The 21,699-nt window shown below is 72.6% G+C and carries 22 protein-coding genes; 16 read left to right on the top strand and 6 right to left on the bottom strand.

Translation table 11 applies throughout. The annotated features are described in order from the left end of the window. Positions 1 to 22: 22 nt before the first annotated feature. Positions 23 to 1,036: an NUDIX hydrolase gene (locus B4K29_RS13675; RefSeq protein WP_029212683.1), complete on the bottom strand. Its 1,014-nt coding sequence runs from the start codon at positions 1,034 to 1,036 to the stop codon at positions 23 to 25. After that, positions 1,029 to 1,949 carry a DUF3097 domain-containing protein gene (locus tag B4K29_RS13680; RefSeq protein ID WP_019284618.1) on the bottom strand — a complete coding sequence of 307 codons (921 nt, stop codon included), beginning with the start codon at positions 1,947 to 1,949 and terminating at the stop codon, positions 1,029 to 1,031. Before B4K29_RS13680 ends, B4K29_RS13675 begins: the two co-directional genes overlap by 8 nt. A 186-nt stretch (positions 1,950 to 2,135) precedes the next feature. Here B4K29_RS13680 and hrcA point away from each other — a divergent pair, with 186 nt between their 5' ends. The 3 genes from hrcA to B4K29_RS13695 all read left to right on the top strand — a co-directional run bounded on the left by hrcA (position 2,136) and on the right by B4K29_RS13695 (position 5,184). Beyond that, entirely contained in the window at positions 2,136 to 3,191 is a 1,056-nt protein-coding gene (gene hrcA, locus B4K29_RS13685) for a heat-inducible transcriptional repressor HrcA (protein ID WP_019284619.1), read from the top strand. Positions 3,192 to 3,314: 123 nt separating this feature from the next. Next, positions 3,315 to 4,439, top strand: a complete 1,125-nt coding sequence (dnaJ, locus tag B4K29_RS13690) for a molecular chaperone DnaJ (RefSeq protein ID WP_029212686.1) — start codon at positions 3,315 to 3,317, stop codon at positions 4,437 to 4,439. Positions 4,440 to 4,443: 4 nt separating this feature from the next. After that, positions 4,444 to 5,184, top strand: coding sequence for a 16S rRNA (uracil(1498)-N(3))-methyltransferase (locus B4K29_RS13695; protein ID WP_029212687.1), 741 nt, complete (start codon positions 4,444 to 4,446; stop codon positions 5,182 to 5,184). Positions 5,185 to 5,622: 438 nt separating this feature from the next. On the opposite strand, the gene B4K29_RS13700 is transcribed toward B4K29_RS13695, so the two are convergent. After that, complete coding sequence (locus B4K29_RS13700) at positions 5,623 to 6,693, bottom strand: Gmad2 immunoglobulin-like domain-containing protein (protein WP_286961547.1); 1,071 nt, start codon at positions 6,691 to 6,693, stop codon at positions 5,623 to 5,625. Positions 6,694 to 6,820: 127 nt separating this feature from the next. Between B4K29_RS13700 and B4K29_RS13705 the strand changes: the two genes are divergently transcribed. From B4K29_RS13705 to B4K29_RS13740, 8 genes are all read left to right on the top strand, one after another. Further along, positions 6,821 to 7,177 carry a histidine triad nucleotide-binding protein gene (locus tag B4K29_RS13705; RefSeq protein ID WP_286961545.1) on the top strand — a complete coding sequence of 119 codons (357 nt, stop codon included), beginning with the start codon at positions 6,821 to 6,823 and terminating at the stop codon, positions 7,175 to 7,177. An 86-nt stretch (positions 7,178 to 7,263) separates the two neighbouring features. Beyond that, positions 7,264 to 8,328 carry a PhoH family protein gene (locus B4K29_RS13710; protein WP_029212399.1) on the top strand — a complete coding sequence of 355 codons (1,065 nt, stop codon included), beginning with the start codon at positions 7,264 to 7,266 and terminating at the stop codon, positions 8,326 to 8,328. Next, complete coding sequence (gene ybeY / locus B4K29_RS13715; protein ID WP_019284626.1) at positions 8,325 to 8,792, top strand: rRNA maturation RNase YbeY; 468 nt, start codon at positions 8,325 to 8,327, stop codon at positions 8,790 to 8,792. The genes B4K29_RS13710 and ybeY overlap by 4 nt, the downstream gene beginning before the upstream one ends. Before the next feature lie 2 nt (positions 8,793 to 8,794). Next, positions 8,795 to 10,150, top strand: a complete 1,356-nt coding sequence (locus tag B4K29_RS13720; protein WP_019284627.1) for a hemolysin family protein — start codon at positions 8,795 to 8,797, stop codon at positions 10,148 to 10,150. Next, positions 10,147 to 11,061 carry a GTPase Era gene (era, locus tag B4K29_RS13725; protein ID WP_019284628.1) on the top strand — a complete coding sequence of 305 codons (915 nt, stop codon included), beginning with the start codon at positions 10,147 to 10,149 and terminating at the stop codon, positions 11,059 to 11,061. Before B4K29_RS13720 ends, era begins: the two co-directional genes overlap by 4 nt. A 123-nt stretch (positions 11,062 to 11,184) precedes the next feature. Then, a complete protein-coding gene (locus tag B4K29_RS13730; RefSeq protein ID WP_286956295.1) occupies positions 11,185 to 11,478 on the top strand; it encodes a hypothetical protein in 294 nt (97 codons plus the stop codon). Further along, a complete protein-coding gene (locus B4K29_RS13735) occupies positions 11,475 to 13,046 on the top strand; it encodes a hypothetical protein (protein ID WP_286960422.1) in 1,572 nt (523 codons plus the stop codon). The genes B4K29_RS13730 and B4K29_RS13735 overlap by 4 nt, the downstream gene beginning before the upstream one ends. Beyond that, the gene (locus B4K29_RS13740; RefSeq protein WP_239266357.1) at positions 13,043 to 13,873 is read left to right on the top strand and encodes a hypothetical protein; all 831 of its coding nucleotides are present in this window, start codon (positions 13,043 to 13,045) and stop codon (positions 13,871 to 13,873) included. The genes B4K29_RS13735 and B4K29_RS13740 overlap by 4 nt, the downstream gene beginning before the upstream one ends. A 6-nt stretch (positions 13,874 to 13,879) precedes the next feature. Here B4K29_RS13740 and B4K29_RS13745 read toward each other — a convergent pair whose 3' ends face one another. Next, positions 13,880 to 14,605, bottom strand: coding sequence for a VOC family protein (locus B4K29_RS13745; protein ID WP_286956305.1), 726 nt, complete (start codon positions 14,603 to 14,605; stop codon positions 13,880 to 13,882). Positions 14,606 to 14,614: 9 nt separating this feature from the next. Further along, on the bottom strand, positions 14,615 to 15,811 hold the full coding sequence (locus B4K29_RS13750; RefSeq protein WP_286956308.1) for a M4 family metallopeptidase: 1,197 nt from the start codon (positions 15,809 to 15,811) through the stop codon (positions 14,615 to 14,617). Between the two features lie 325 nt (positions 15,812 to 16,136). Between B4K29_RS13750 and leuA the strand changes: the two genes are divergently transcribed. The 3 genes from leuA (at position 16,137) to B4K29_RS13765 (ending at position 19,540) form a co-directional block, all read left to right on the top strand. After that, complete coding sequence (gene leuA, locus B4K29_RS13755; RefSeq protein WP_286956310.1) at positions 16,137 to 17,858, top strand: 2-isopropylmalate synthase; 1,722 nt, start codon at positions 16,137 to 16,139, stop codon at positions 17,856 to 17,858. Positions 17,859 to 18,011: 153 nt separating this feature from the next. After that, positions 18,012 to 18,329, top strand: a complete 318-nt coding sequence (locus B4K29_RS13760; protein WP_037211684.1) for a helix-turn-helix transcriptional regulator — start codon at positions 18,012 to 18,014, stop codon at positions 18,327 to 18,329. Beyond that, entirely contained in the window at positions 18,326 to 19,540 is a 1,215-nt protein-coding gene (locus tag B4K29_RS13765) for a type II toxin-antitoxin system HipA family toxin (protein WP_286956315.1), read from the top strand. Before B4K29_RS13760 ends, B4K29_RS13765 begins: the two co-directional genes overlap by 4 nt. A gap of 65 nt (positions 19,541 to 19,605) precedes the next feature. On the opposite strand, the gene B4K29_RS13770 is transcribed toward B4K29_RS13765, so the two are convergent. Continuing rightward, entirely contained in the window at positions 19,606 to 20,232 is a 627-nt protein-coding gene (locus tag B4K29_RS13770; protein WP_034253654.1) for an alpha-ketoglutarate-dependent dioxygenase AlkB, read from the bottom strand. 63 nt (positions 20,233 to 20,295) lie between these two features. Here B4K29_RS13770 and B4K29_RS13775 point away from each other — a divergent pair, with 63 nt between their 5' ends. Both B4K29_RS13775 and recO read left to right on the top strand, forming a co-directional pair. Further along, a complete protein-coding gene (locus B4K29_RS13775) occupies positions 20,296 to 20,850 on the top strand; it encodes a GNAT family N-acetyltransferase (RefSeq protein WP_286956316.1) in 555 nt (184 codons plus the stop codon). Between the two features lie 86 nt (positions 20,851 to 20,936). Next, positions 20,937 to 21,665, top strand: coding sequence for a DNA repair protein RecO (gene recO, locus B4K29_RS13780; RefSeq protein ID WP_239266137.1), 729 nt, complete (start codon positions 20,937 to 20,939; stop codon positions 21,663 to 21,665). The last annotated feature ends 34 nt before the right edge of the window (positions 21,666 to 21,699 follow it).

Here is a 21,699-nt window from a genome sequence, read left to right on the forward strand (position 1 = left end):
ACGGCCGCGACAGCCGACGCGCTCAGCGGGTGCGCAGGGCCGGCAGCTTGGTGCCCGCGACCTGCCGCTCGTCGAGCACCGAGCGACGGAAGCGGTAGAGCCGCGCCGGCCGACCGCCCGTGCCCGAGGAGACCGACCCGGTCTCCTCGACCAGGGCCTGCTGCTCCACGAGGCGCCGGAAGTTCTGCTTGTGCAGCGCCTGACCCGCGAGCGCCTCGACGCACGACTGCAGCTCGCCGAGGGTGAACTCGGGTGGCATGAGCTCGAACACCACCGGGCGGTACTGGATCTTGGCCCGCAGCCGTGCGAGGCCCGTCGCCAGGATGCGGCGGTGGTCGCCGATCATCCGCTCCCCGGGGACCAGGTCGTCGTCCGGCAGCCGCCAGGCGCCGCGCGCCTCCGGGACCAGGCCGACCTCGTAGAGCAGCTCGTAGCGCTGCAGCGCCAGGTCGGGCAGCCAGGCGTGGCCGCCGCGGCCGAAGGTCAGGTCGCAGCGGTGCCGCCGGGCCGTGCGGTCGGCGGGTGATCCGGCGGCGCCGACCCAGTGCGTCAGCTGCGGGGCGATCACCTCGTCGACGAGGCGGGTGCCGTCCCGCTGGTCCTCCCACGGCAGCAGCGCGTAGGCGTCGTACCAGTCGGTCTCCTCGGACGTCATGGACGTCGTGGACGTCATGGACGGAGCGGACCCCGTGGCCGCGTCGCCTCCCTCGGTCGCTGCGGCGCCCTCGGCTCCGGCGGTCGTCAGGCCGAGGTAGGAGATGGAGATCCGGCGGCCACTCGTGTCGTCGAGCCCGCGGTCGTGGTCGGCGAAGGTGTACAGCTGCTCGACATACCCGAGCTGTCTGCCGGTCTGCGAGGCGACCCAGGAGCGCAGGCCGGCCTGCAGGGACGGCTGACCGGCCTCGAGGGGGCCGGCCGGGAGGGCGGGTATGCCGGGGGCCGGCGGGGGAGCCGTGAGGACGCGCGGTCGCCCGGACACGACGGCCACCACGACGGCGACCAGCTCGACGGCGAGCTGCTCCTGCTCCTCACCCACGCGTGACCTCCTGCTGGCCGCTCGCGTGCTGGTCGTCGTCGAGCGGGACGGTGACGAAGTCGATCAGCTCCTCGACGCTGGCCAGCAGGGTCGGCTCCAGATCGGCGTACGTGCGCACCGTACCCAGGATCTGCTTCCACGCCCGCGCGATGTCCGCCTGGGAACGGTGCGGCCAGCCGAGGTGCGCGCAGATCCCGTGCTTCCAGGAGGTGCCACGGGGGATGACGGGCCACTGCTCCAGGCCGAGCCGCTCGGGGCGCACCGACTGCCACACGTCGACGTAGGGGTGCCCGAGGACCTTGACGAACCGCGAGTAGCCGGGGACCCGGCGGGCCTCCTCGACGATGCGCGCCTCCTTGGTGCCGGGCACGAGGTGGTCCACGAGGACGCCCATGCGACGGTCACGGTCGGGGGCGAAGTCCTTGATGACCGCGGCCAGGTCGTCGACGCCGTCGAGCATCTCCACGACCACGCCCTCGATGCGCAGGTCGTCGCCCCAGACCTTCTCCACCAGCTCGGCGTCGTGGCGGCCTTCGACGAAGATGCGCGACCCGGTGGCGACGCGGGCGGGGGCGCCGGCGACGGCGACGGATCCGGAGGCCGTGCGCGAGGAGGCCTGGCGGGCCTCGGCGAGGCGGGCGTTGCTGCCGCTCTTGTCGGGGACCAGCGTGACCGGGCGCCCGTCGACCCAGAAGCCGGGGCCCATCTCGAAGCCCCGGGTGCGGCCCTTGCGGTCCTCCAGGTGGACGACGTGGACGCCACCGGCCTTCTCGACCCGCACCACGGCGCCGACCCAGCCGGACTCGACGTCCTCGACGACCAGGCCACGGGTGGCGGGGACCGCCTCCGAGCGCCCACGGCGGGGAGCCTTCCAGTCGCCCGAGAGGACGTCGGTGCCGTATCGGTCCGCCACGGGGGCCTCCTGCTTCTGCCTGTTGCTGGCGCGACGGGTCGTGCTCGAGACCCGCCCCGACGCGGTCGTCGGACGGTGCTGAAGGCTAGCCCGAGGACCGGCGGAGTTCGTCGTGGCGCGCCACCCGGCGTAGAATTGGCACTCGCCCCACCCGAGTGCCAACCAGCGAACGTGAGGAGGTCGACGATGAGCGACGGACGCCGCCTGCAGGTCCTGCGGGCCATCGTGCAGGACTACGTCGCGACCTCCGAGCCCGTCGGCTCCAAGGCGCTGCTCGACCGGCACCAGCTCGGCGTCAGCGCGGCGACGGTCCGCAACGACATGGCCGCGCTCGAGGAGGAGGGCCTGATCTGCGCCCCGCACACGAGCGCGGGCCGCATCCCCACCGACGCGGGCTACCGGCTCTTCGTCGACCAGCTGTCCGAGATCAAGCCGATGTCGCCGCCCGAGCGCGCGGCCATCGCCGAGTTCCTCGCGGGGTCGGTCGACCTCGACGACATCGTCGACCGCACCGTGCGGCTGCTCGCCAGCCTTACCCACCAGGTCGCGGTGATGCAGTACCCCTCGCTCACCCGGTCGTCCGTGCGGCACGTCGAGCTGGTCCCCATCGGTGGGCCGCGGCTGATGGTCGTGCTCATCGTGACGACGGGTCGGGTGGAGCAGCGCGTCGTCGACGCCGGCCGCGACCTCGGCGACGTGGACGGCGAGCGCCTCGTCTTCGACCTGCGCGGACGGCTCAACGGCCTCGCCGCGGGCCGCCCGTTCCCGGAGGTGGCGCCCGCGCTCGCCGGGCTGTCCCAGGGCTTCGAGGTGGCCGACCGCCCGGCCGTCGAGGCCGTCACCACGGCGCTGGCCGAGATCGTCGTGGAGGAGCGCGAGGAGCGGGTGGTGCTCGCCGGCACCAGTAACCTCGCCCGCCGCTCCGAAGACTTCCCGACGTCGCTGCGCCCGGTCCTCGAGGCGCTCGAGGAGCACGTCGTGCTGCTCGGCCTGATCGACGCCATGCACGACGACCCGGCCCGCCCCGCCGCGGCCGACTCGGACCTCGTCTCGGTGCGCATCGGCAGCGAGCTCTCGCACGCCGGTCTAGTGTCCACCTCGGTCGTGTCGACCGGATACGGTGCGGGGCCGGACCTCGTCGCCGGGCTCGGGGTCCTCGGCCCCACCCGCATGGACTACCCCACGACGATGGCGGCGGTGCGGGCGGTTGCGGCATACGTCTCCCGGTCCCTCGGTGGCTAGCCACCGGACGTCGGCGGGTGCGGCGCACCCGGCCGGCTCGGCCCGCCCCGTCGTCCCCGTCCCCCCGATCGCCCCAGCACCCCACGTCACCTCCGCCAACCACTCCGTCAGGCAAGGACTTTCGTGAACGACTACTACGCAGCCCTCGGGATCGAGCGCGGCGCCAGCGCCGAAGAGATCAAGAAGGCCTACCGCCGGCTCGCGCGCAAGCTGCACCCGGACGTCAACCCCGGCCCCGAGGCCGAGGAGGAGTTCAAGCGGGTCTCGCAGGCCTATGACGTGCTCGGCGACCCCGCCAAGAAGCAGGCCTACGACATGGGCGCGGACCCCTACGCCAGCGCCGGTGCGGCGGGCTTCGGCCAGGGCTTCACGTTCAGCGACATCATGGACCAGTTCTTCGGCGCGGGGGCGGGTGGCGCGGGCGGTCGTGGACCCCGCTCGCGCGTGCGACGCGGCCAGGACGCGCTCGTGCGGGCGGACGTCGACCTGCGCACCGCGGTCTTCGGCGACACCCACGAGCTCACCCTCGACACGGCCGTCGAGTGCGGCACCTGCCACGGCGACGGCTGCCAGCCCGGCACGTCCCCGCAGACCTGCTCCTCCTGCCAGGGCCGCGGCGAGGTCCAGCAGGTCCAGCGCAGCTTCCTCGGCCAGATCATGACCTCGCGCCCCTGCGGCGTGTGCCAGGGCTACGGCACGGTGATCCCCAACCCCTGCTTCGAGTGCTCGGGGGAGGGGCGCGTGCGCACCCGCCGGTCCGTCTCCATCAAGGTCCCGGCCGGCGTCGACACCGGCACGCGGATCCAGCTGCGTGGCGAGGGCGAGGTCGGCCCGGGCGGCGGCCAGCCCGGCGACGTCTACGTCGAGATCGTCGTGACGCCGCACCCGACCTTCCAGCGCAACGGCGACGACCTGCACTGCACCCTCGACGTGCCGATGACGGCCGCGGCCCTCGGCTCGACGATCACGCTGGACACCTTCGACGGCGCCCACGACGTGCACGTGCGGCGGGGGACGCAGTCCGCCGACACCGTCACGCTCGACGACCTCGGCGTGACCCACCTGCGGGGCGGCGGTCGCGGCGACCTGGTCGTGCACCTCAACGTCTCCACGCCCACCCGCCTCGACTCCCGCCAGGAGGAGCTCCTGCGCGAGCTCTCCGAGCTGCGCGGCGAGGAGAACCCCGACGCCCACGTCACCTCCCTCGACAAGGGGCTGCTCGGCAAGCTCCGCGACGCCTTCCGCTGAGCCGATGACGGCGCCGCTGTTCCTCCTGCCCGCCGGGTCGCTCGGGTCCGTGACGCCAGGGTCGTCCGTGCTCGTGGACGGCGCCGAGGGGCGGCACGCCTCCGGGTCGTTGCGCCTGCAACCCGGCGAGCCCGTGCTGCTGTCCGACGGGAGCGGGGCCGAGGTGGCCGGGTCGGTCTCCTCGGTCGCGCCGGGAGAGATCACGGTGAGCGTCGAGACCGTATGCCGTCCTGACGCCCCCACGCCGCGCTTCGTCCTGGTGCAGGCGCTGGCCAAGGGCGATCGCGACGAGCAGGCGGTGGAGTCGGCGACCGAGCTCGGCGTCGACGAGGTCGTGCCGTGGGGTGCCGCGCGGTCGATCGTGCAGTGGCGCGGCGACCGGGCTGCCAAGGCCCACCGCAAGTGGGAGCAGGTCGTGACCGCGGCCACCAAGCAGTCCCGACGGCACCGCACCCCGGTCGTCGCCCAGCACGTCACGAGCAAGCAGCTGGCTGCACGGCTGGCCTCCACCTCGCTGGCGCTGGTGCTGCACGAGGACGCGACGACGTCGGTCAACGACGTGGAGCTGCCCTCGTCCGGTGAGGTGATGGTCGTGGTCGGCCCCGAGGGCGGGATCTCCGCCGACGAGCTGGCGGCGTTCGAGGAGGCCGGGGCGCGCGTCATACGGCTGGGGCCGCACGTGCTGCGGTCTTCCAGCGCCGGCCCGGCCGCCCTCGCGGTGCTCCTCGCACGCGCCCGCTGGTGACCTACCTCAGGTGGTCATCCGCCTGGGCTCGCACGGCAGGTCGATGTGTCCAACTCAGGCTGATCCCGGAGATCGCCGACCGCCGGTATGCCGACACGCCCGCGCGGCGTGGGCGGGTGGGTTCGGCCACCGTCATGGGTGGTGGAGTCCACCCGATCCTCACGCGTGGGTGGCGGCGAGGTATCGGGTGGGTTCGGCCACGGTCATGGGTGGTGGAGTCCACCCGATCCTCACGCGTCGGGTGGCGGTGAGGTATCGGGTGGGTTCGGCCACGGTCATGGGTGGTGGAGTCCACCCGGTCGTGAATGCGTCCGTGTTGACCGAGGTCGGCACGGCCCGTCTGGCGTCGCCGCATCCGCCTGGGTTCGTCACACCAGCCTGGTCTCGTCACATCCGCCCGGCGTGCGAAGTCGGGCTGATGTGACTACCTGAGGTAGGTCAGCGGACGGTGAAGGTGCGGGTGGCTCGGCCGAGGTCGCGCTGGCCGTCGGCGGGGCTGGGCGCCCACACCTGGAGCTGGTAGCTGCCGGCCGCGAGCCGCCCGAGGTCGACGCGCCAGGTGCCGCGCGTCGGACACGCGATGGAGGCGGTGGTGTGGCCCGAGCGGACCGCCTTGCCGGCGCGCGTGAGGGAGTAGGACACCGAGCCCTCGAAGGCGCACGCCTGCCCGGTCGCCACGACCGGTCCCGCCTTGAGCGCCGCGCCCGCGCCGGGGGAGTCGATCCACACCGCCGCCAGCTCGCTGGTCTGGGCGACCCCGGCCGACCGGGAGTAGGTCTTGCTGGTGGGGAGGGTCCCGAGCACCCGGCCGTCGGGGGAGCGGAACCGGACCGGGAGGTTCTTGCCCGTGGCGGCGGTCACCGTCCACACGACGGATGCCGTGCCGATGCGCGCGGTGGCGTCGTCGACCGTGCGGGTCGGTCCGTCGAGGGTCACGTCGATCGCGCCCGCGCCCACCTTGATGTCCGTGACGGTGCGCTCGCCCCACACGTTGAGGTAGCCGCGCGACCCGGCCTCGCGCATCGCGACGTTGGCGGCCGTCTCGGCGCGCTGCTCGGTCGAGCCCGATCGCTGCGCGGGCACGAACTCGCGGAACAGGCGCAGCCGCGGCGTCGCGGCACCGCCGCCCTCGCGGACCTGGGTGCCGTCCCGACCCAGGAAGTAGACGGGCAGGGCAGCCCGTGACGGTGCCACGGACCGGGCGGCGACGTCTGGTGCGGCTGACGACGGGGCTCCGGCGGTGGTGGCGTCGACCGGTGCGGGCGTCCCGGCCTGCTCCGAGCCGGCCCCGTCGGTGCCGGCTGACGGCGTCGCGGACGAGGTGGTGGACGTGCCGGAGGCCGCGGGCGTCGTGGAGCCCGCGCTGCTGGAGGCGCTGGCGGCTCGGGACACCTGCGAGCTGGTGGTCTGCTGCGCGCACCCGGACAGTGCCACGGCGACCGACGCGGCGACCGCGGCCGTGGACATGGTGGACAGGACCTGGCGGGACGTCGTGCTCGTGCTGGTCACGTCGAGCTCCTTCGCTGACGACGACGGGGTTGCTCACAGTGTCACCCACGTCGGGGCCCCGCACCACGGCGCCCCGCCGACGGATGCTCGCCCGGCCGGGGCGGGGGTCCCTGGCTAGGCTGGCCGCATGACCCCACGTGACCCTGACTGCCTGTTCTGCAAGATCGTCGCCGGGGAGATCCCGGGGGACTTCGTGCACGAGACCGAGACGACGCTCGCCTTCCGCGACATCCAGCCGCAGGCGCCCACGCACGTGCTCGTGGTGCCCAAGGCGCACCACCCCAACGCCGTGGCGACGGCCCAGGCCGACCCCCAGCTGATGGTCGACGTGGTCCTGGCAGCAGGGCAGGTCGCCGAGCAGCAGGGACTGGTCGAGCGCGGCTACCGCCTCGTCTCCAACACCGGCCAGGACGCCCAGCAGAGCGTCGACCACCTGCACCTGCACGTCGTGGGCGGCCGCGCGCTGCAGTGGCCCCCCGGCTGAGTCCCCCGGCCGACACACGCAGAGCCTCGGCCGGCCGGCCACGTGTCCCAGGGTGTGTCGGACCCGGCACGTAGACTGACGGGACGATGACAGACACCCCACGACCCGACACCCCGAGCCCTGGTGGCGCCCCTGCCGCGCACCACGCGATCGTCATACCCGCGTCGGTCCCCATGATCTCGCTGCTGGGGCCGCACGACGAGCTGCTACGCACGATGGAGCGCGCGTTCCCGCGGCTCGACATCCACGTCCGCGGCAACGAGTTCCGCCTCGACGGCCCCTCCAGCGACGCCGCGCTGGTCGAGGAGCTGGTCGGCGAGCTCCTCGTCGTCGTCGAGGCCGGTGGCGCCATCAACCGGGACGCCGTCGAACGCTCGATCGTTATGCTGCGCAACCGCTCCGTCGAGCGGCCCGCCGACGTGCTCACCACCAACATCATCTCGGCGCGCGGGCGCACGATCCGCCCCAAGACCCTCGGGCAGAAGCGCTACGTCGACGCCATCGACACGCACACCATCGTCTTCGGCATCGGGCCCGCCGGCACCGGCAAGACCTATCTCGCGATGGCCAAGGCCGTCGCCGCGCTGCAGGCCAAGGACGTCACGCGGATCATCCTGACCCGGCCGGCGGTCGAGGCGGGGGAGAAGCTCGGCTTCCTGCCCGGCACGCTCACCGACAAGATCGACCCCTACCTGCGCCCGCTCTACGACGCGCTGCACGACATGCTCGACCCCGAGCAGATCCCGCGGCTGATGGCCGCCGGGACCATCGAGGTGGCGCCGCTGGCCTACATGCGCGGCCGCACCCTCAACGACGCGTTCATCATCCTTGACGAGGCGCAGAACACCTCGCCCGAGCAGATGAAGATGTTCCTCACCCGTCTCGGGTTCGGCTCCCGCATCGTCGTCACCGGTGACGTGACCCAGGTCGACCTGCCGGGCGGCACCCAGTCGGGCCTGCGCGTCGTGCGCGACATCCTGTCCGACGTCGAGGACATCCACTTCTCCGAGCTCTCGGCGGCCGACGTCGTGCGCCACCGGCTCGTCGGCGAGATCGTCCAGGCCTACGGCGCCTGGGACGAGTCGCAGCACGGCGGCACCTCGCAGGGCCGCACCACGCACCACCAGAGGGGACAGGCGCCGCGCCGATGAGCATCGACGTCCACAACGAGACCGACCACCGGGTCGACGTGCGCGAGCTCGTCGCGCTGTCCCAGTTCGTCTACGGCGCCATGCGGGTCCACCGCGGCGCCGACCTCGCCATCACCCTCGTCGACGAGGACTCCATGGAGCGGCTCCACGTGCAGTGGATGGACCTCGAGGGTCCGACCGACGTCATGAGCTTCCCGATGGACGAGCTGCGGCCGGGTCGCGAGGGGCAGCGGCTGCAGGAGGGCGTGCTCGGCGACATCGTGCTGTGCCCCTCGGTCGCCAAGAAGCAGGCCGCGGGGGCCGGGCACTCCTTCGAGGAGGAGCTGCTCCTGCTGACCACCCACGGCATCCTGCACCTGCTCGGCTACGACCACGCCGAGCCGGACGAGGAGCGTGAGATGTTCGACCTGCAGCGCACGCTGCTCCTCACCTACCTCGCCGGCCGCGGGCGACCGCAGGGCTGATCGTGACGATCCAGCTCGTCCTGGGTGCGGTGCTGGCCCTGGTCCTGACCTTCGTGCTGGCGCTGACCGAGTCTGCGGTGCAACGCGTCTCGCGGCACACCAGCGAGGAGATGCTCGACGAGGGCCGCCCCGGCGCGCGAGCCCTCGCCACGGTCGTCGCCGACAAGCCCGGCTACATCTCGGCCGCCACCTTCCTCCGTGTCGTCATGGAGGCGACGATGGCCGTGCTCGTCACGGTCGCGGTGACCGAGCGCCTCGACGGCCCGGTCGCGCCCGTGCTCGTCAGCATCGGCGTCATGGCGCTTCTGTCCTTCGTCCTGGCGGGGGTCTCGCCGCGGACGCTGGGGCACCAGCACGCCACGCGCGTGTCCCTGATGATGTCGCCGACCCTCGTGTGGCTGCGCCGCGTCCTCGGCCCCGTCGTCCGCCTGCTCGTCGCCTTCGGCAACGCCGTGACGCCCGGAAAGGGTTACGCCGAGGGGCCGTTCGCCACCGAGGCGGAGCTGCGCGACCTCGTCGACATCGCGAGCCAGCGCGACGTCATCGAGGACGACGAGCGCGAGATGATCCACTCCGTCTTCGAGCTCGGGGACACCGTCGCCCGCGAGGTGATGGTGCCGCGCACCGACATGCTCACCCTGGAGCACGACAAGACGCTCGGCAAGGCCATGTCGCTCTTCCTGCGCTCCGGGTTCTCGCGCATCCCGGTCGTGGGGGAGGACAGCGACGACGTGCTCGGGCTGCTCTACTTCAAGGACGTCACCCGGCGGGTCAACGACGACGAGCAGGCCAGGTCGCTGCCCGTCGAGGAGCTGATGCGGCCCATGCACTTCGTCCCCGACAGCAAGCCGGTCGACGACCTGCTCCGCGAGATGCAGCAGGACCAGGTCCACCTGGCCGTGGTGGTCGACGAGTATGGCGGCACCGCCGGCCTCGTCACCATCGAGGACATCCTCGAGGAGATCGTCGGCGAGATCGCCGACGAGCACGACCGCGAGGCGCAGGGGGTCGAGCCCCTCGAGGACGGCACGGTCCGGATCCCCGCCACCATGCACGTCGACGACTTCGCCGAGGAGTTCGGGATCGACCTCGAGGAGGAGGACGTCGACACCGTCGGCGGGCTGATCGCCAAGGCCTCCGGCCGCGTCCCGATCCCCGGGTCGCGGGTCGAGCTGCTCGGCCTCGAGCTCACCGCCGAGCGTCCGGCCGGCCGCCGGCACCGGATCGCGACCGTCGTCGTGCGCCGCCTGCCGCAGGAACCCTCGCCGGTCGACGTGTGGGAGGCTGAGCGTGATCGGGACCGCACCCTTCGCGCCGACACCGTCGACGCCGCCCGGCACCAGGAGGACCACTCATGAGCACACCCTTCCGCGCAGGATTCGCCTGCCTCGTGGGTCGCCCCAACGCCGGCAAGTCCACGCTGACCAACGCCCTCGTCGGGCAGAAGGTCGCGATCACCAGCAGCAAGCCCCAGACGACCCGGCACACCATCCGTGGCGTCGCCAACACCGAGCAGGGCCAGCTGATCCTGGTGGACACCCCGGGACTGCACAAGCCGCGCACCCTGCTCGGCCAGCGGCTCAACGACCTCGTCCGCGAGACCCTGCTGGAGGTCGACGTCATCGGCTTCTGCCTCCCTGCCGACCAGCGACCCGGCCCCGGCGACCAGTTCATCGCCGCCGAGCTCGCCGAGCTGCAGCGGTCGCGTCGTCGCCCGGTCGTCGCCCTGGTCACCAAGAGCGACAAGGTCGATCGGCAGCGGCTCGCCGAGCACCTCATCGCCGTGGACCAGCTGGGCTCGTGGGACGCGATCATCCCCTGCTCCGCCACGTCCGGCGACCAGGTCGGCGAGGTCGCCGAGGTGCTCGTGTCCTACCTGCCCGAGTCGCCGCCGCTCTATCCTGAGGGTCACCTCACCGACGAGCCCGAGGCCGTCATGATCGCCGAGCTCGTGCGCGAGGCGGCGCTCGAGGGCGTGCGCGACGAGCTGCCGCACTCCCTGGCCGTGGTCGTCGAGGAGATGGTCCCGCGCGAGGACCGGCCCGAGGACAGCCCGCTGCTCGACGTGCGGGTCAACGTCTTCGTCGAGCGCCCCTCGCAGAAGGCCATCGTCATCGGCCGCGGCGGCTCCCGCCTGCGCGAGGTCGGCACCCAGGCCCGCACCCAGATCGAGGCCCTGCTCGGCCAGCGGGTCTATCTCGACCTGCACGTCAAGGTCGCCAAGGACTGGCAGCGCGACCCCAAGCAGCTGCAGCGCCTCGGCTTCTGACCCTCGCGGCGCGGCCTGTGGATGACGGATCCGGCCGCGTGCCCCGCCTGTGGATGACGCGGGGCCGCGAGGCGGCGGTCGCCATACCCTCCTGACATCAGTCGAGCAGGAGGTGGCCCGCAGATGAGCCGGTATGCCGTGACCGTGCCCGCCGTCGTCGACGGCGGCACCTGCGTGCGTGGCGCCGCCGACGAGCTGGCCCACGCGCGCGTCGCGCCGGTGGTGGAGCAGCTCGCCGGTGCTCTCCCCGGCAGCGTCAGCGCCGAGGTGGCATCCAGGTTGGCCGAGCTGCTGGACGGCCGGCTCGCGCTGCTGCACCAGGCCCTTGGCCTGCTCGGTGACGCCCTCGTGGGCGCGGGCGAGGCCTACGGCGCGTGCGAGGACGCGGCGACGACCGCCCTGGACGGTGCGCCATGACGACGCTGGAGCAGGTGCGGCGCTGGTCGGCGTCCGGGGTCCGCGACGTGGCCGCCTCGGTCGGCGGGCGTGCCGTGACCCTCGGCGGCGTCGCCCAGCGGCTGCCCGACGAGGTCGCCGGATGGCGCGGCGAGGCCGCCGACGCCGCGCGGTCCGGGCTCGACGGCGTCAGGGCAGGCGTGCGGGCCGAGGCGGCCGAGGTCGCGGCGGTCGCCGAGGCCCTGCAGGCGGCCGCCGGACGGCTCGACCAGCTCGTCGTCGCCCTGCGTCAGCTCGAGGAGTCGTTGCGCACCACCGGGTTCGAGCTCACCGACGACGGGCGGGTCGTCGACCTGCAGGCGTGCCTCCCGGCCGTGGACGCGGCGTGGTCGCCGGCCGAGCGGCTCGGTCTGCGGACCACGGCGGAGGGCGATGTCCAGGCACTCCTGGCGACGGCTGACGACGTCGACCACTCGCTCGCCCGGGCCCTGGCCGGCATCGGCGCCGGGGAGGTGACCTCGTCCTCGGCCGTCTGTCGACCCGGCGTGGCCACGGCCACCTCCGTGGCCGCCTCGGCCGCCTCCCGCGACGAGGACCTGCGCACCCGTGCCCACCAGGTGGTGGGGGTCGTCTCCTCGCACACCCACAAGAGGGGCCGGGGCCCGGTGAGCGAGGAGTCACGGCAGCGCTATGCCGAGGACGAGGCGTTCGCCACCGCGGCGGACGAGTACTCCGACCACGGGGACGCCGGGATGCTCGCGCGCTCCGTGCTGCTGGCGACCGGCGATCACGAGCTGGCGCAGTGGGTCTACACGCACCCCTACGAGTGGGCCCACGAGGCGGAGCCGTTCGAGTCCCCGGACGGCGCGCCATACGTGATGGACGTCCCCGTGCAGCACTCGACCCTCACGCTGTGGGCTCGCGCGGCGACCGCCGTCTCCCAGGGATATCTAGACGGGCAGCGCCCCCGGGTCGTGCGCACGCCGCGGCCCGACCCGCGGGCCGTCGAGGTCGCCCGCAACCGCGCCGCCCACGACATGTTCGGCAAGGTGACCAACCGGGTGCACGTGGAGTACGGCGCCACGGCGCAGCGGATCGCCCGGGGCCACTCCTACGACAAGCACGTGCTCGGTCTCGACAAGAAGGGCGCCAAGGTCCACACCCCCGACATGCCGGAGATCACGTCGCACGCGGAGCTCGAGGAGCGCATCTTCCGCACGATGTACACCCAGCCGCGCGTCGAGCTGGCCGGTCAGCGGGCCTACCACCTGGACCGCACCGACCAGCACATCGTGATCACCAACGAGCGCGCGTCCGACGGCGGCACGAGCTTCCGCGTCACGCAGGAGGCCCACGAGCAGCGGATGCTGGCCCAGGACGCCGCGCAGCGCGCGAGGGAGGGGCTCGATCCCACGCCGCCCCCGCGGACCGCGCCGGGCGATCTGCAGCAGGAGTATGTCGACCGAAACCCCCTTCCCGAGAAGCCCCCGACGACCTGGAGGACCGAGATGACCACGACCTTGACCACGCTCAGGGACGGCACCCAGCCGACGTGGACCTGGCCGTGGAGCTCGGAGGAGCGACGATGAAGCTGCTGGCGCAGTACCCCGACGCCGTCGCCGTGTCCTTGCACGACCTGGAGGCGGAGGTCCTGACGACTGCCGCCCGCGAGATCGAGTTCATGGCGCTGCTGGACCCGGACGCGCTCGGGGCCGTGACCCTGAGCGGGCAGGACCTGCGCGCGGACCTGGCCGACTGTCGCGCACTGTCCCCTGGCCTGGCGCCCGGCAACCCCGATCATCGTCCGCTGGAGCTGTGGGGGTTCCTGCGCTCACCGGCCCCGCAGGCGCTGGAGCCGATCGACGGACGCATCGCGGACCTCCTGCAGCGTCATACGGCCCGACTGCCGGCCGACCAGCGGCGTCTCGCGGCGGAGTCGCTCGAGCTGGGCAGCGGGCCGCTCGCTCTGCTGCTGCTCATCGACGCGCTCAGGCAGTCGGCCGCCGTCCTCGACGACGAGGAGTACGAGACCTGCCAGCTGCTCGCCCAGCGCTACCTGGCCTCGTCTCGCTACACCTCTGCGCTGCGGTCCTGCTGGGGTCGTCTCGGGCAGGGGCGCAGCGACCAGCTGCGGGCGGAGGCCGCGGCGGCCGTGCTGCCCCTGACCGGCCGGTGCCTGCTCTACCTCGACACGGTGGACGGCCGGCTGCACGTCCGCGTGCCACGCACCCGGCTCCCGGACCTGCTCGCCACCGCAGCCGTGGCCCGCGACAGCATCGATCCCCTCCAGCACCGCTTCCCGGCGCACTACCGGCGCGGGCTGGAGCAGCTGCACGCCGACATCGAGGTCGTGCTGCGCTATCTCGACGCCGGCCCGGTGCATCGGACGCTGTGGCGCTGGGGCGCCGGGAGATAGGGGCTGCTAGCCGTCCAGCTGGTCGAGGATGCAGAGCTCGTTGCCCGAGGTGTCCCGCAGGACGACCCAGGGATGCCCCTGTGCCCAGTCGTCGTCGGCGCGGGTGGCCCCGAAGGTGAGGGCGAGGTCGACGAGCTCGTCCCGCGACGGATCGTCGGCCTCGGGCCGGACGTCGAGGTGCAGCCGGTTCTGACCCTGCTTGGCCGACAGCTCTCGCCAGAGCTCGAGCAGAGGGCCTCGCAGGCTCGGGTGCCTCAGCGTGACCGGCGCGGAGCCGACGCCCTGCACCCATCCGGTCAGGGCGGCATACAGCGCGGCGTCGCGCTCGGGATCGGCGCTGTCCAGCGGCAGCGCGGCGATCGGCCCGGTGTCGCGAAAGGCCTCGCGATCCTCCATCACGCAGAAGGGGTTGCCGTCGGGATCGGCGAGCACGACCCACGGCACGTCGCGCTGACCGACGTCAAGGTGCCGAGCGCCCAGGCCGAGCAGACGGTCGACCACCTCCTGCTGGCGCGCGCCGCCGGCCAGGTCGGGGTGTAGCCGAGGGGAGGGGGTCGGCGCCCGGTCGACCTGCTCGACGCTGAGGTCGAGGAACAGGTCGTCGCCGAGCACCAGCCGGCCCTCGAACCCGAAGTCCGTGGGGCCGGCGTCCACCAGCCCCAGGGCCTGGGTCCAGAAGGCACCGACGCGCTCGGCGTCGCGGGCCTGCATGACCAGATTCTCGAGGCGCACGCCACCACGCTAGTCGTCGGAGTCCTTGCCGGTGGCCGGCTCGACCCCGACCTGCTGCCACGCCTGTGCGACGGCGGTGCTCTCCTCACTGTCGGCACCGTAGCGGGCGGCCGCCGCGTCGAGGGTGGCCCGCGCGAACCGGGCGAAGCCGCAGTCCTGCGGGATCCGCACGCCGTGCGCCGCCGTCAGCACGTCCCACCACACCTGTCCGGCCCGCTCCCACGCGTGCCCGCCCAGCGCAGCCGCCGCGAGGTAGAACGCGCGGTTAGGGATGCCGGAGTTGATGTGGACCCCACCGTTGTCGTTGTCGCTGTCGTGCGGCAGGTCGACGTAGTCCTCCATCGACCCCGGCTGCGGGTCCTTGCCCAGGGCGGGGTCGTCATAGGCCGTGCCGGGCGCCTTCATGGACCGCAGCGCCACCCCGTGGACCTTGGGGGTGAAGATCCCGGCCCCGATCAGCCAGTCGGCCTGGTCCGCGGTCTGCCCGAGGGAGTGCTGCTTGGTCAGCGAGCCGATGACGTCCGAGATCGACTCGTTGAGGGCGCCGGACTGCCCGACGTAGGTCAGTCCCGCCGTGAACTGCGTGATGCCGTGCGCCAGCTCGTGGCCCATGACGTCGATGGAGTCGGTGAACGACGCGAAGTAGACCCCGTCGCCGTCGCCGAACACCATCTGCTCGCCGTCCCAGAAGGCGTTGCTGTAGTCCCGGTCGTAGTGCACCGTCGCCACCAGCGTCAGCCCGCGCCCGTCGAGCGAGTCCCGGCCGTAGACGTCCGCCAGCAGGCGATAGGTCACCCCCAGCCCGTCGTAGGCCTCGGTCACGGACTCGTCCTTGGTGGGGGGATCGTCCTCGGAGCGGACCAGCTGACCGGGCAGGGTCGTGCCGTGCCGGGCGTCGTGGAGGCGGCGGTCGGGCTTCAGCGTGACGGGCTGCGACGGCGAGCCCGGTTGTGGCGCAGCAGGAGTCGTATGACGGGTGCGCGAGTCCCGCAGGCCGATCGCCCCCGGCAGGCGCGGCTCCGGACGGGTGGTGCGGACCTCGCGTGTGCTGCGCTTGCGCGTGTCGTGCTGCAACGTGTGCCGCGCCGCCTCGACCGCGCGCCGCTCCGGCGCGTCCTCGGCGATGTGCCGCAGCAGGTGCGGCGGGACGATGCCGCAGCAGCGCGGCAGGACGGGGGCGGGGAGCTGCGCAGGCGCGGTCGGCATACGACCAGCATGTGACTGCTGGGGCTCGACTGCCTGCCGAGACCGCGCCATCAGGAGAACGCCCCGCGCCGTCTCCAGCAGGACGTGACGTGGACACGGCGTCCCAGGATGCGGGACCGCCCGGCGTGCCAGGTGGACGGGCCGGGGGCATCGCCATACGGTCAGGATCGTGCGTATGCGGAACGGGGCCGTCCACCCGGCCACCTGGAGCCTCCTCCTTCCCTGCCGCGGCGAGGCCCTCTAGAGACGGCCGCCCTCGCCGCGGAGCTCGCTCTGCTCGGCCGTCGAGCATGACAGCGACCAGCGAACTGTGAGGCACGAGAGCATGATCCACCCCCAGCAGCCCAGCCCGATGCCGGTTGGCAAGTACGTCCCCTTCCACGAGCAGATCCGCGTCGAGCTGCCCGACCGCACCTGGCCCGACAAGGTCATGCAGGCCGCCCCGCGCTGGTGCGCCGTCGACCTGCGGGACGGCAACCAGGCCCTCATCGACCCGATGAGCCCGGAGCGCAAGCTGCGCATGTTCCAGCTGCTCGTCGCCATGGGCTACAAGGAGATCGAGGTCGGCTTCCCGAGCGCCAGCCAGACCGACTACGACTTCGTCCGCCAGCTGATCGAGGGCGGTCACATCCCGGACGACGTGACGCTCCAGGTCCTCACGCAGTGCCGCGACCACCTGATCGAGCGCACGTACGACGCCCTGCGGGGCGCCAAGCAGGCGATCGTCCACTTCTACAACTCCACCTCGGTGCTGCAGCGCAAGGTCGTCTTCGGCCTCGACCAGGACGGCATCGTCGACATCGCGCTGCAGGGCGCCCGCCTGTGCAAGAAGCTCGAGGAGACGCTGCCCGACACGGACATCTACTACGAGTACTCCCCGGAGTCCTACACGGGCACCGAGCTCGAGTTCGCCGCCCGCGTCTGCAACGAGGTCATCGAGGTCATCGACCCGACCCCGGACCACAAGATCATCATCAACCTGCCGGCCACGGTCGAGATGGCCACGCCCAACGTCTACGCCGACTCGATCGAGTGGATGAGCCGGCACCTGGACCGCCGCGAGTCCGTCGTCCTGTCCCTGCACCCGCACAACGACCGCGGGTCGGGCGTCGCGGCGGCCGAGCTGGGCTACCTGGCCGGGGCGGACCGCATCGAGGGCTGCCTGTTCGGCAACGGCGAGCGCACCGGCAACGTCTGCCTGGTCACGCTCGGCATGAACATGGTCAGCCAGGGCATCGACCCGCAGATCGACTTCTCCGACATGGCCGGCATCCGCTCGGTGGTCGAGCACTGCAACCAGCTGCCCGTCCACGAGCGCCACCCCTACGGCGGCGACCTCGTCTTCACGGCCTTCTCCGGGTCGCACCAGGACGCCATCAAGAAGGGCTTCGACTGGATGGACCGCGAGTCCGCGTCCTCCGGCAAGGGGATCGACGAGCTCGTGTGGGGCGTGCCCTACCTGCCGATCGACCCGCACGACATCGGCCGGTCCTACGAGGCGGTCGTCCGCGTCAACAGCCAGTCCGGCAAGGGCGGCGTCGCCTACATCCTCAAGTCCGAGCGCGGGCTGGACCTGCCGCGCCGCCTCCAGATGGAGTTCAGCGCCGTCGTGCAGGCCCGCACGGACGCGCAGGGCGGCGAGGTGTCGCCGGCGCAGCTGTGGGAGGTCTTCGAGGACGAGTACCTGCCGGCCGAGCGGCGCTGGGGCCGGTTCGCGCTCAAGGGAGTTCGCACGGACGACGAGGGCGAGGGCGGACGCGGCACGTGGTCCTTCCGGATCGACGACCGTGGGGTCGAGCAGGTCCTGACGGGCAGCGGCAACGGTCCGATCGCGGCCTTCGTCGACGCGCTGGGTGCCTATGGCGTCGACGTGCGCGTCCTCGACTACGCCGAGCACGCCATGTCGGCGGGTGGCGACGCCCGGGCGGCGTCATACGTCGAGTGTGCCGTCGGCGAGCGCGTCCTCTGGGGCATCGGCCTGCACGAGAACATCCTGCGCGCCTCGATCGAGGCCGTGGTCTCGGCGGTCAACCGCGCCGAGCGCTGACGACTCACCCCTCCCACCCACCCCCACGATCGTGAGTGTTTGGTCCAAGAGTCTTGGACCGAACACTCACGACCTGCGGTTGTGGGGGGACAGATCTGGCCTAGTTGCAGGGTTAAGGGGTCAGATCTGGCCCCGTGTTGCTAGTTTGGCTGTATGACGAGCCCGACGCCACGCCCCGTCACCCGCGCTCTGGCGAGCCTGGGGGAGTCGTTGCGCGGCTGGCGGGTGTTGCAGGGACTGACGGTGGCCCAGGTCGCCGACCGCGCAGGCATCTCGGAGCGCACCGTCAAGCGCCTCGAGGCCGGTGAGGGTGCGGCGCTGGAGCACGCCCTGCGGGTGGCCCGGGCGCTGGGTGTGCTCGACGAGCTCGTGGCGTCGGTCGATCCCCTCCGCAGCGACGTGGGACGGCTGCGTGCGGAGGAGCTCCTGCCGCGGCGGGTGCGACGCCGGGCCGGAGCGGGGGAGCCGTGATCACCGTCGAGGTGTGGCTCGACCCCGACGTGCGGGTGGGGACCATGCACGTGCACCAGGGGCGCGGGGCCGAGTCCCTCACCTTCACCTACGACCCGGGCTACCTCGCGCGCGAGGGCGCCTATGCGCTCGAGCCCGGTCTGCCGTTGCGATCCGGTGGGTTCCACAGTGCGGGGAGGTTGTTCGGCGCCTTCGCGGACAGTGCGCCCGACCGGTGGGGGCGGACGCTGGTGCGGCGCACCCTCGCCGAGGCGGCTCGCGAGGCCGGCGAGACGCCCCGTCAGCCGGGGGAGTCCGACTTCCTGCTCGGCGTGCGCGACGACCTGCGGCAGGGCGCGCTCCGCTACCGCCTGCCGGCGGACCCGCCGGGCAGCTTCCGGGCGGGGGCGCAGGACGGCGTGCCCGTCCTCACCGAGCTCGGCACCCTGCTGTCGCTGGCGGACAAGGTGCTGTCCGACGAGGCCGACCTGGGGGAGCTGCGGCGGCTCGTCGGTGCCGGGTCGTCCCTCGGCGGGGCACGCCCCAAGGCCCACGTGCGCCTGCCCGGAGGGGCGGTCGGCATCGCCAAGTTCCCCGCGGACCTGCACGACGACTGGAACGTCATGGCCTGGGAGAAGGTCGCGCTCGACCTGGCCGCCGCGGCACAGGTCGTCGTGCCGCCGTCACGGCTCGTGGCGGTGGGCGGCCGCGACGTGCTGGTCGTGGAGCGCTTCGACCGGCGGGGTGCCGACCGGCTCGGCTACGTCAGCGCCATGACGATGCTCGAGGCCACCGACGGCGACCGCGCGACCTACCTGGACATCGCCGAGGTGGTCGAGCAGGTCTCGCCCCAGGCGCGCGAGGACCTGCACCAGCTCTGGCGGCGCGTCGTCCTCGGCATCCTGGTCAACAACACGGACGACCACCTGCGCAACCACGGCTTCCTGCGCGAGGGCGATGGGTGGGTGCTCTCGCCGGCGTTCGACCTCAACCCGACGCCCTTCGCCGGCCCCTTCGCCACGGACGTCGCCGACCCGGGCGACGGGGGCTCGATCGAGGCGGCGCTGGACGTCGCGGAGTACTTCCGCCTCGGGGAGACCGACGCCGCGCGGATCCTCGACGAGGTCCGGGCCGCCGCGAGCGGGTGGGACCGCGCAGCGGCGTCATACGGCATCGGCGAGCGCGAGCGAGCCCGCATGGCAACGGCGTTCACCTCGCCCGACCAACGATGATCGTGGGGGTTTCGTCCAAGGACGTTGGACGAAACCCCCACGATGTCGGTGGAGTGGGGGGAGGGTCAGCGGACGCCGCGGGGGCGGAACTGGATCGAGATGCGGGGGCCGGTGGCGGAGGTCGACTTCGGTATGGCGTGCTCCCACGTCCGCTGGCACGAACCACCCATGACGACGAGGTCGCCGTGACCGAGGGAGAACCGGTGCGCGGTGGGGCCACCCCCGCGGGGCCGCAGGGCCAGCGTGCGTGCCGCCCCCACCGAGACGATGGCGACGATCGTGTCGTGAGTGGAGCCGCGACCGATCGTGTCTCCGTGCCAGGCGACCGAGTCGGCGCCGTCGCGATAGAGGCAGAGCCCCGCGCTGGTCAGGGGCTCGCCGAGCTCGGGCAGGTAGTGCGCCGACAGTCGGTCCCGGAGGTCGTCGAGCAGGGGGTCGGGCAGCGTCTCGCGCGAGCCGTAGTACTTCGTGAGGCGCGGGACCGCGACGACGTTGTCGTACATCTGGCGCTCCTCCGCGTGCCACGGCACGACCTCGACGAGGCGGTCGAAGAGCTGGCCGGAGCCCTGCACCCAACCGGGCAAGTGATCGACCCAGGCGCCCCGCGTCAGCTCCGTGCGCTGCATCCCGTCGAGGGGACCCGGCGCACACTCCTCCGCCAGGTCGAAGATGGAGCCCTGCAGTCCGATCATGCGTTCGATCATAGCGCCGAAAACTCCCTCGGCGCCGTCTCTTCGCGTCGCTACGGTGGCCGCATGGAGCTGCTCACCCCCACCCTGCGCACCGATCGCCTGCTGCTGCGCCCGTTCGCGGCGTCCGATGCCGACGACCTGACGGCCCTGATGAGCGACGCGAGGGTGCTGGAGTACTGGGACTCACCGCCCTGGACCGATCCCGCCCGCGCCGGGGTCTTCCTCGAGCGCTGCCGCACCATGGCCGAGCAGGGCAGCGGCATCCGGGTGGCGGTCGAGCGTCTCGAGGACGGGGCCTTCCTCGGGTGGTGCCTCTTCGTCGACTGGGACGACACCTTCCGCAGCGCCCGGCTCGGATACTGCTTGACCCAGACGTCCTGGGGCCACGGCTACGCCACCGAGGCCTCCCGCGCCGTGCTGACCTGGGCGTTCGACGCGCTGCCGCTCAACCGGGTGCAGGCCGAGTGCGACACCCGCAACCCCGCGTCCGGTCGCGTGCTGGAGAAGCTGGGCTTCGTCCTGGAGGGGACGCTGCGACAGGACTGCATCATCGACGGCGTGGTCTCGGACTCGTGGGTGTACGGCCTGCTCGCCGAGGACTGGCCCGTGCGTCGCTGACCGGTCGCCGGCCTGAACGCACCGGGAGGGTGTCCGGGTGGGTGTCGGGGAGTGACCTGCGGGCGGGAGCAGGGATGATGGGGGTGATGGCGCTCTATCGGGATCAGGCGGTGGTCCTGCGCACCCACAAGCTGGGTGAGGCGGACCGCATCGTCACCATGCTCTCGCGGCGCCACGGCAAGATCCGCGGTGTGGCCAAGGGCGTGCGCCGCACCAAGTCCCGCTTCGGGGCCCGGCTCGAGCCGTTCATGGTCGTGGACGTCCAGCTCTACCAAGGGCGTTCGCTCGACACCGTGACCCAGGTCGAGACGCTGGGTGCCTACGGCGACACGATCATGCGCGACTACGGCGCCTACACCGCGGCCAGCGCGATGGTCGAGACCGCCGACCAGCTCACGGTCGAGCACGAGCCCAACGCCCAGCAGTTCATGCTCCTGGCCGGCGCGCTGCGCAGCCTCGCGGTGCACGAGCACGAGAGCGGCCTGGTCATGGACGCCTATCTCCTGCGCGCGGTCGCCACGGCCGGCTGGGCGCCGAGCTTCGACGAGTGCGCGCGGTGCGGTGCGCCGGGCCCGCACCGTGGCTTCAACCTCGCCTCCGGCGGTGCCGTATGCCGAGACTGCCGCACCCCGGGGTCCGCCGCACCCAGCCCCGCCACGATGATCCTGCTGTCGGCGCTGCTGTCGGGCGACTGGGAGACCGCCGACTCGAGCGAGGTGCGGCACCGGCGCGAGGGGGCAGGGCTGGTCGCGGCCTTCGTGCAGTGGCACCTCGAGCGCGGGGTCCGGTCGCTGCGGCTGGTCGAGCGCACGTGACCAGTGCATCCAGCAGGTCGATCCGAGCTATCAG

Origin of the sequence: Arsenicicoccus sp. UBA6765, assembly GCF_002453335.1 — a bacterium.
In the GTDB taxonomy this organism is placed as follows: Bacteria; Actinomycetota; Actinomycetes; order Actinomycetales; family Dermatophilaceae; genus Arsenicicoccus; species Arsenicicoccus bolidensis.

What these genes read in the sequence shown, in the direction of transcription:
- B4K29_RS13740 (WP_239266357.1), top strand. Translation starts at nt 13,043, where the DNA reads ATGAAGCTGCTGGCGCAGTACCCCGACGCCGTCGCCGTGTCCTTGCAC.
- B4K29_RS13770 (WP_034253654.1), bottom strand. Translation starts at nt 20,232, where the DNA reads ATGATCGGACTGCAGGGCTCCATCTTCGACCTGGCGGAGGAGTGTGCG.
- B4K29_RS13750 (WP_286956308.1), bottom strand. Translation starts at nt 15,811, where the DNA reads ATGCCGACCGCGCCTGCGCAGCTCCCCGCCCCCGTCCTGCCGCGCTGC.
- era (WP_019284628.1), top strand. Translation starts at nt 10,147, where the DNA reads ATGAGCACACCCTTCCGCGCAGGATTCGCCTGCCTCGTGGGTCGCCCC.
- B4K29_RS13775 (WP_286956316.1), top strand. Translation starts at nt 20,296, where the DNA reads ATGGAGCTGCTCACCCCCACCCTGCGCACCGATCGCCTGCTGCTGCGC.
- B4K29_RS13710 (WP_029212399.1), top strand. Translation starts at nt 7,264, where the DNA reads ATGACAGACACCCCACGACCCGACACCCCGAGCCCTGGTGGCGCCCCT.
- B4K29_RS13730 (WP_286956295.1), top strand. Translation starts at nt 11,185, where the DNA reads ATGAGCCGGTATGCCGTGACCGTGCCCGCCGTCGTCGACGGCGGCACC.
- hrcA (WP_019284619.1), top strand. Translation starts at nt 2,136, where the DNA reads ATGAGCGACGGACGCCGCCTGCAGGTCCTGCGGGCCATCGTGCAGGAC.
- leuA (WP_286956310.1), top strand. Translation starts at nt 16,137, where the DNA reads ATGATCCACCCCCAGCAGCCCAGCCCGATGCCGGTTGGCAAGTACGTC.
- B4K29_RS13735 (WP_286960422.1), top strand. Translation starts at nt 11,475, where the DNA reads ATGACGACGCTGGAGCAGGTGCGGCGCTGGTCGGCGTCCGGGGTCCGC.
- B4K29_RS13705 (WP_286961545.1), top strand. Translation starts at nt 6,821, where the DNA reads ATGACCCCACGTGACCCTGACTGCCTGTTCTGCAAGATCGTCGCCGGG.
- B4K29_RS13760 (WP_037211684.1), top strand. Translation starts at nt 18,012, where the DNA reads ATGACGAGCCCGACGCCACGCCCCGTCACCCGCGCTCTGGCGAGCCTG.
- recO (WP_239266137.1), top strand. Translation starts at nt 20,937, where the DNA reads ATGGCGCTCTATCGGGATCAGGCGGTGGTCCTGCGCACCCACAAGCTG.
- ybeY (WP_019284626.1), top strand. Translation starts at nt 8,325, where the DNA reads ATGAGCATCGACGTCCACAACGAGACCGACCACCGGGTCGACGTGCGC.
- B4K29_RS13695 (WP_029212687.1), top strand. Translation starts at nt 4,444, where the DNA reads ATGACGGCGCCGCTGTTCCTCCTGCCCGCCGGGTCGCTCGGGTCCGTG.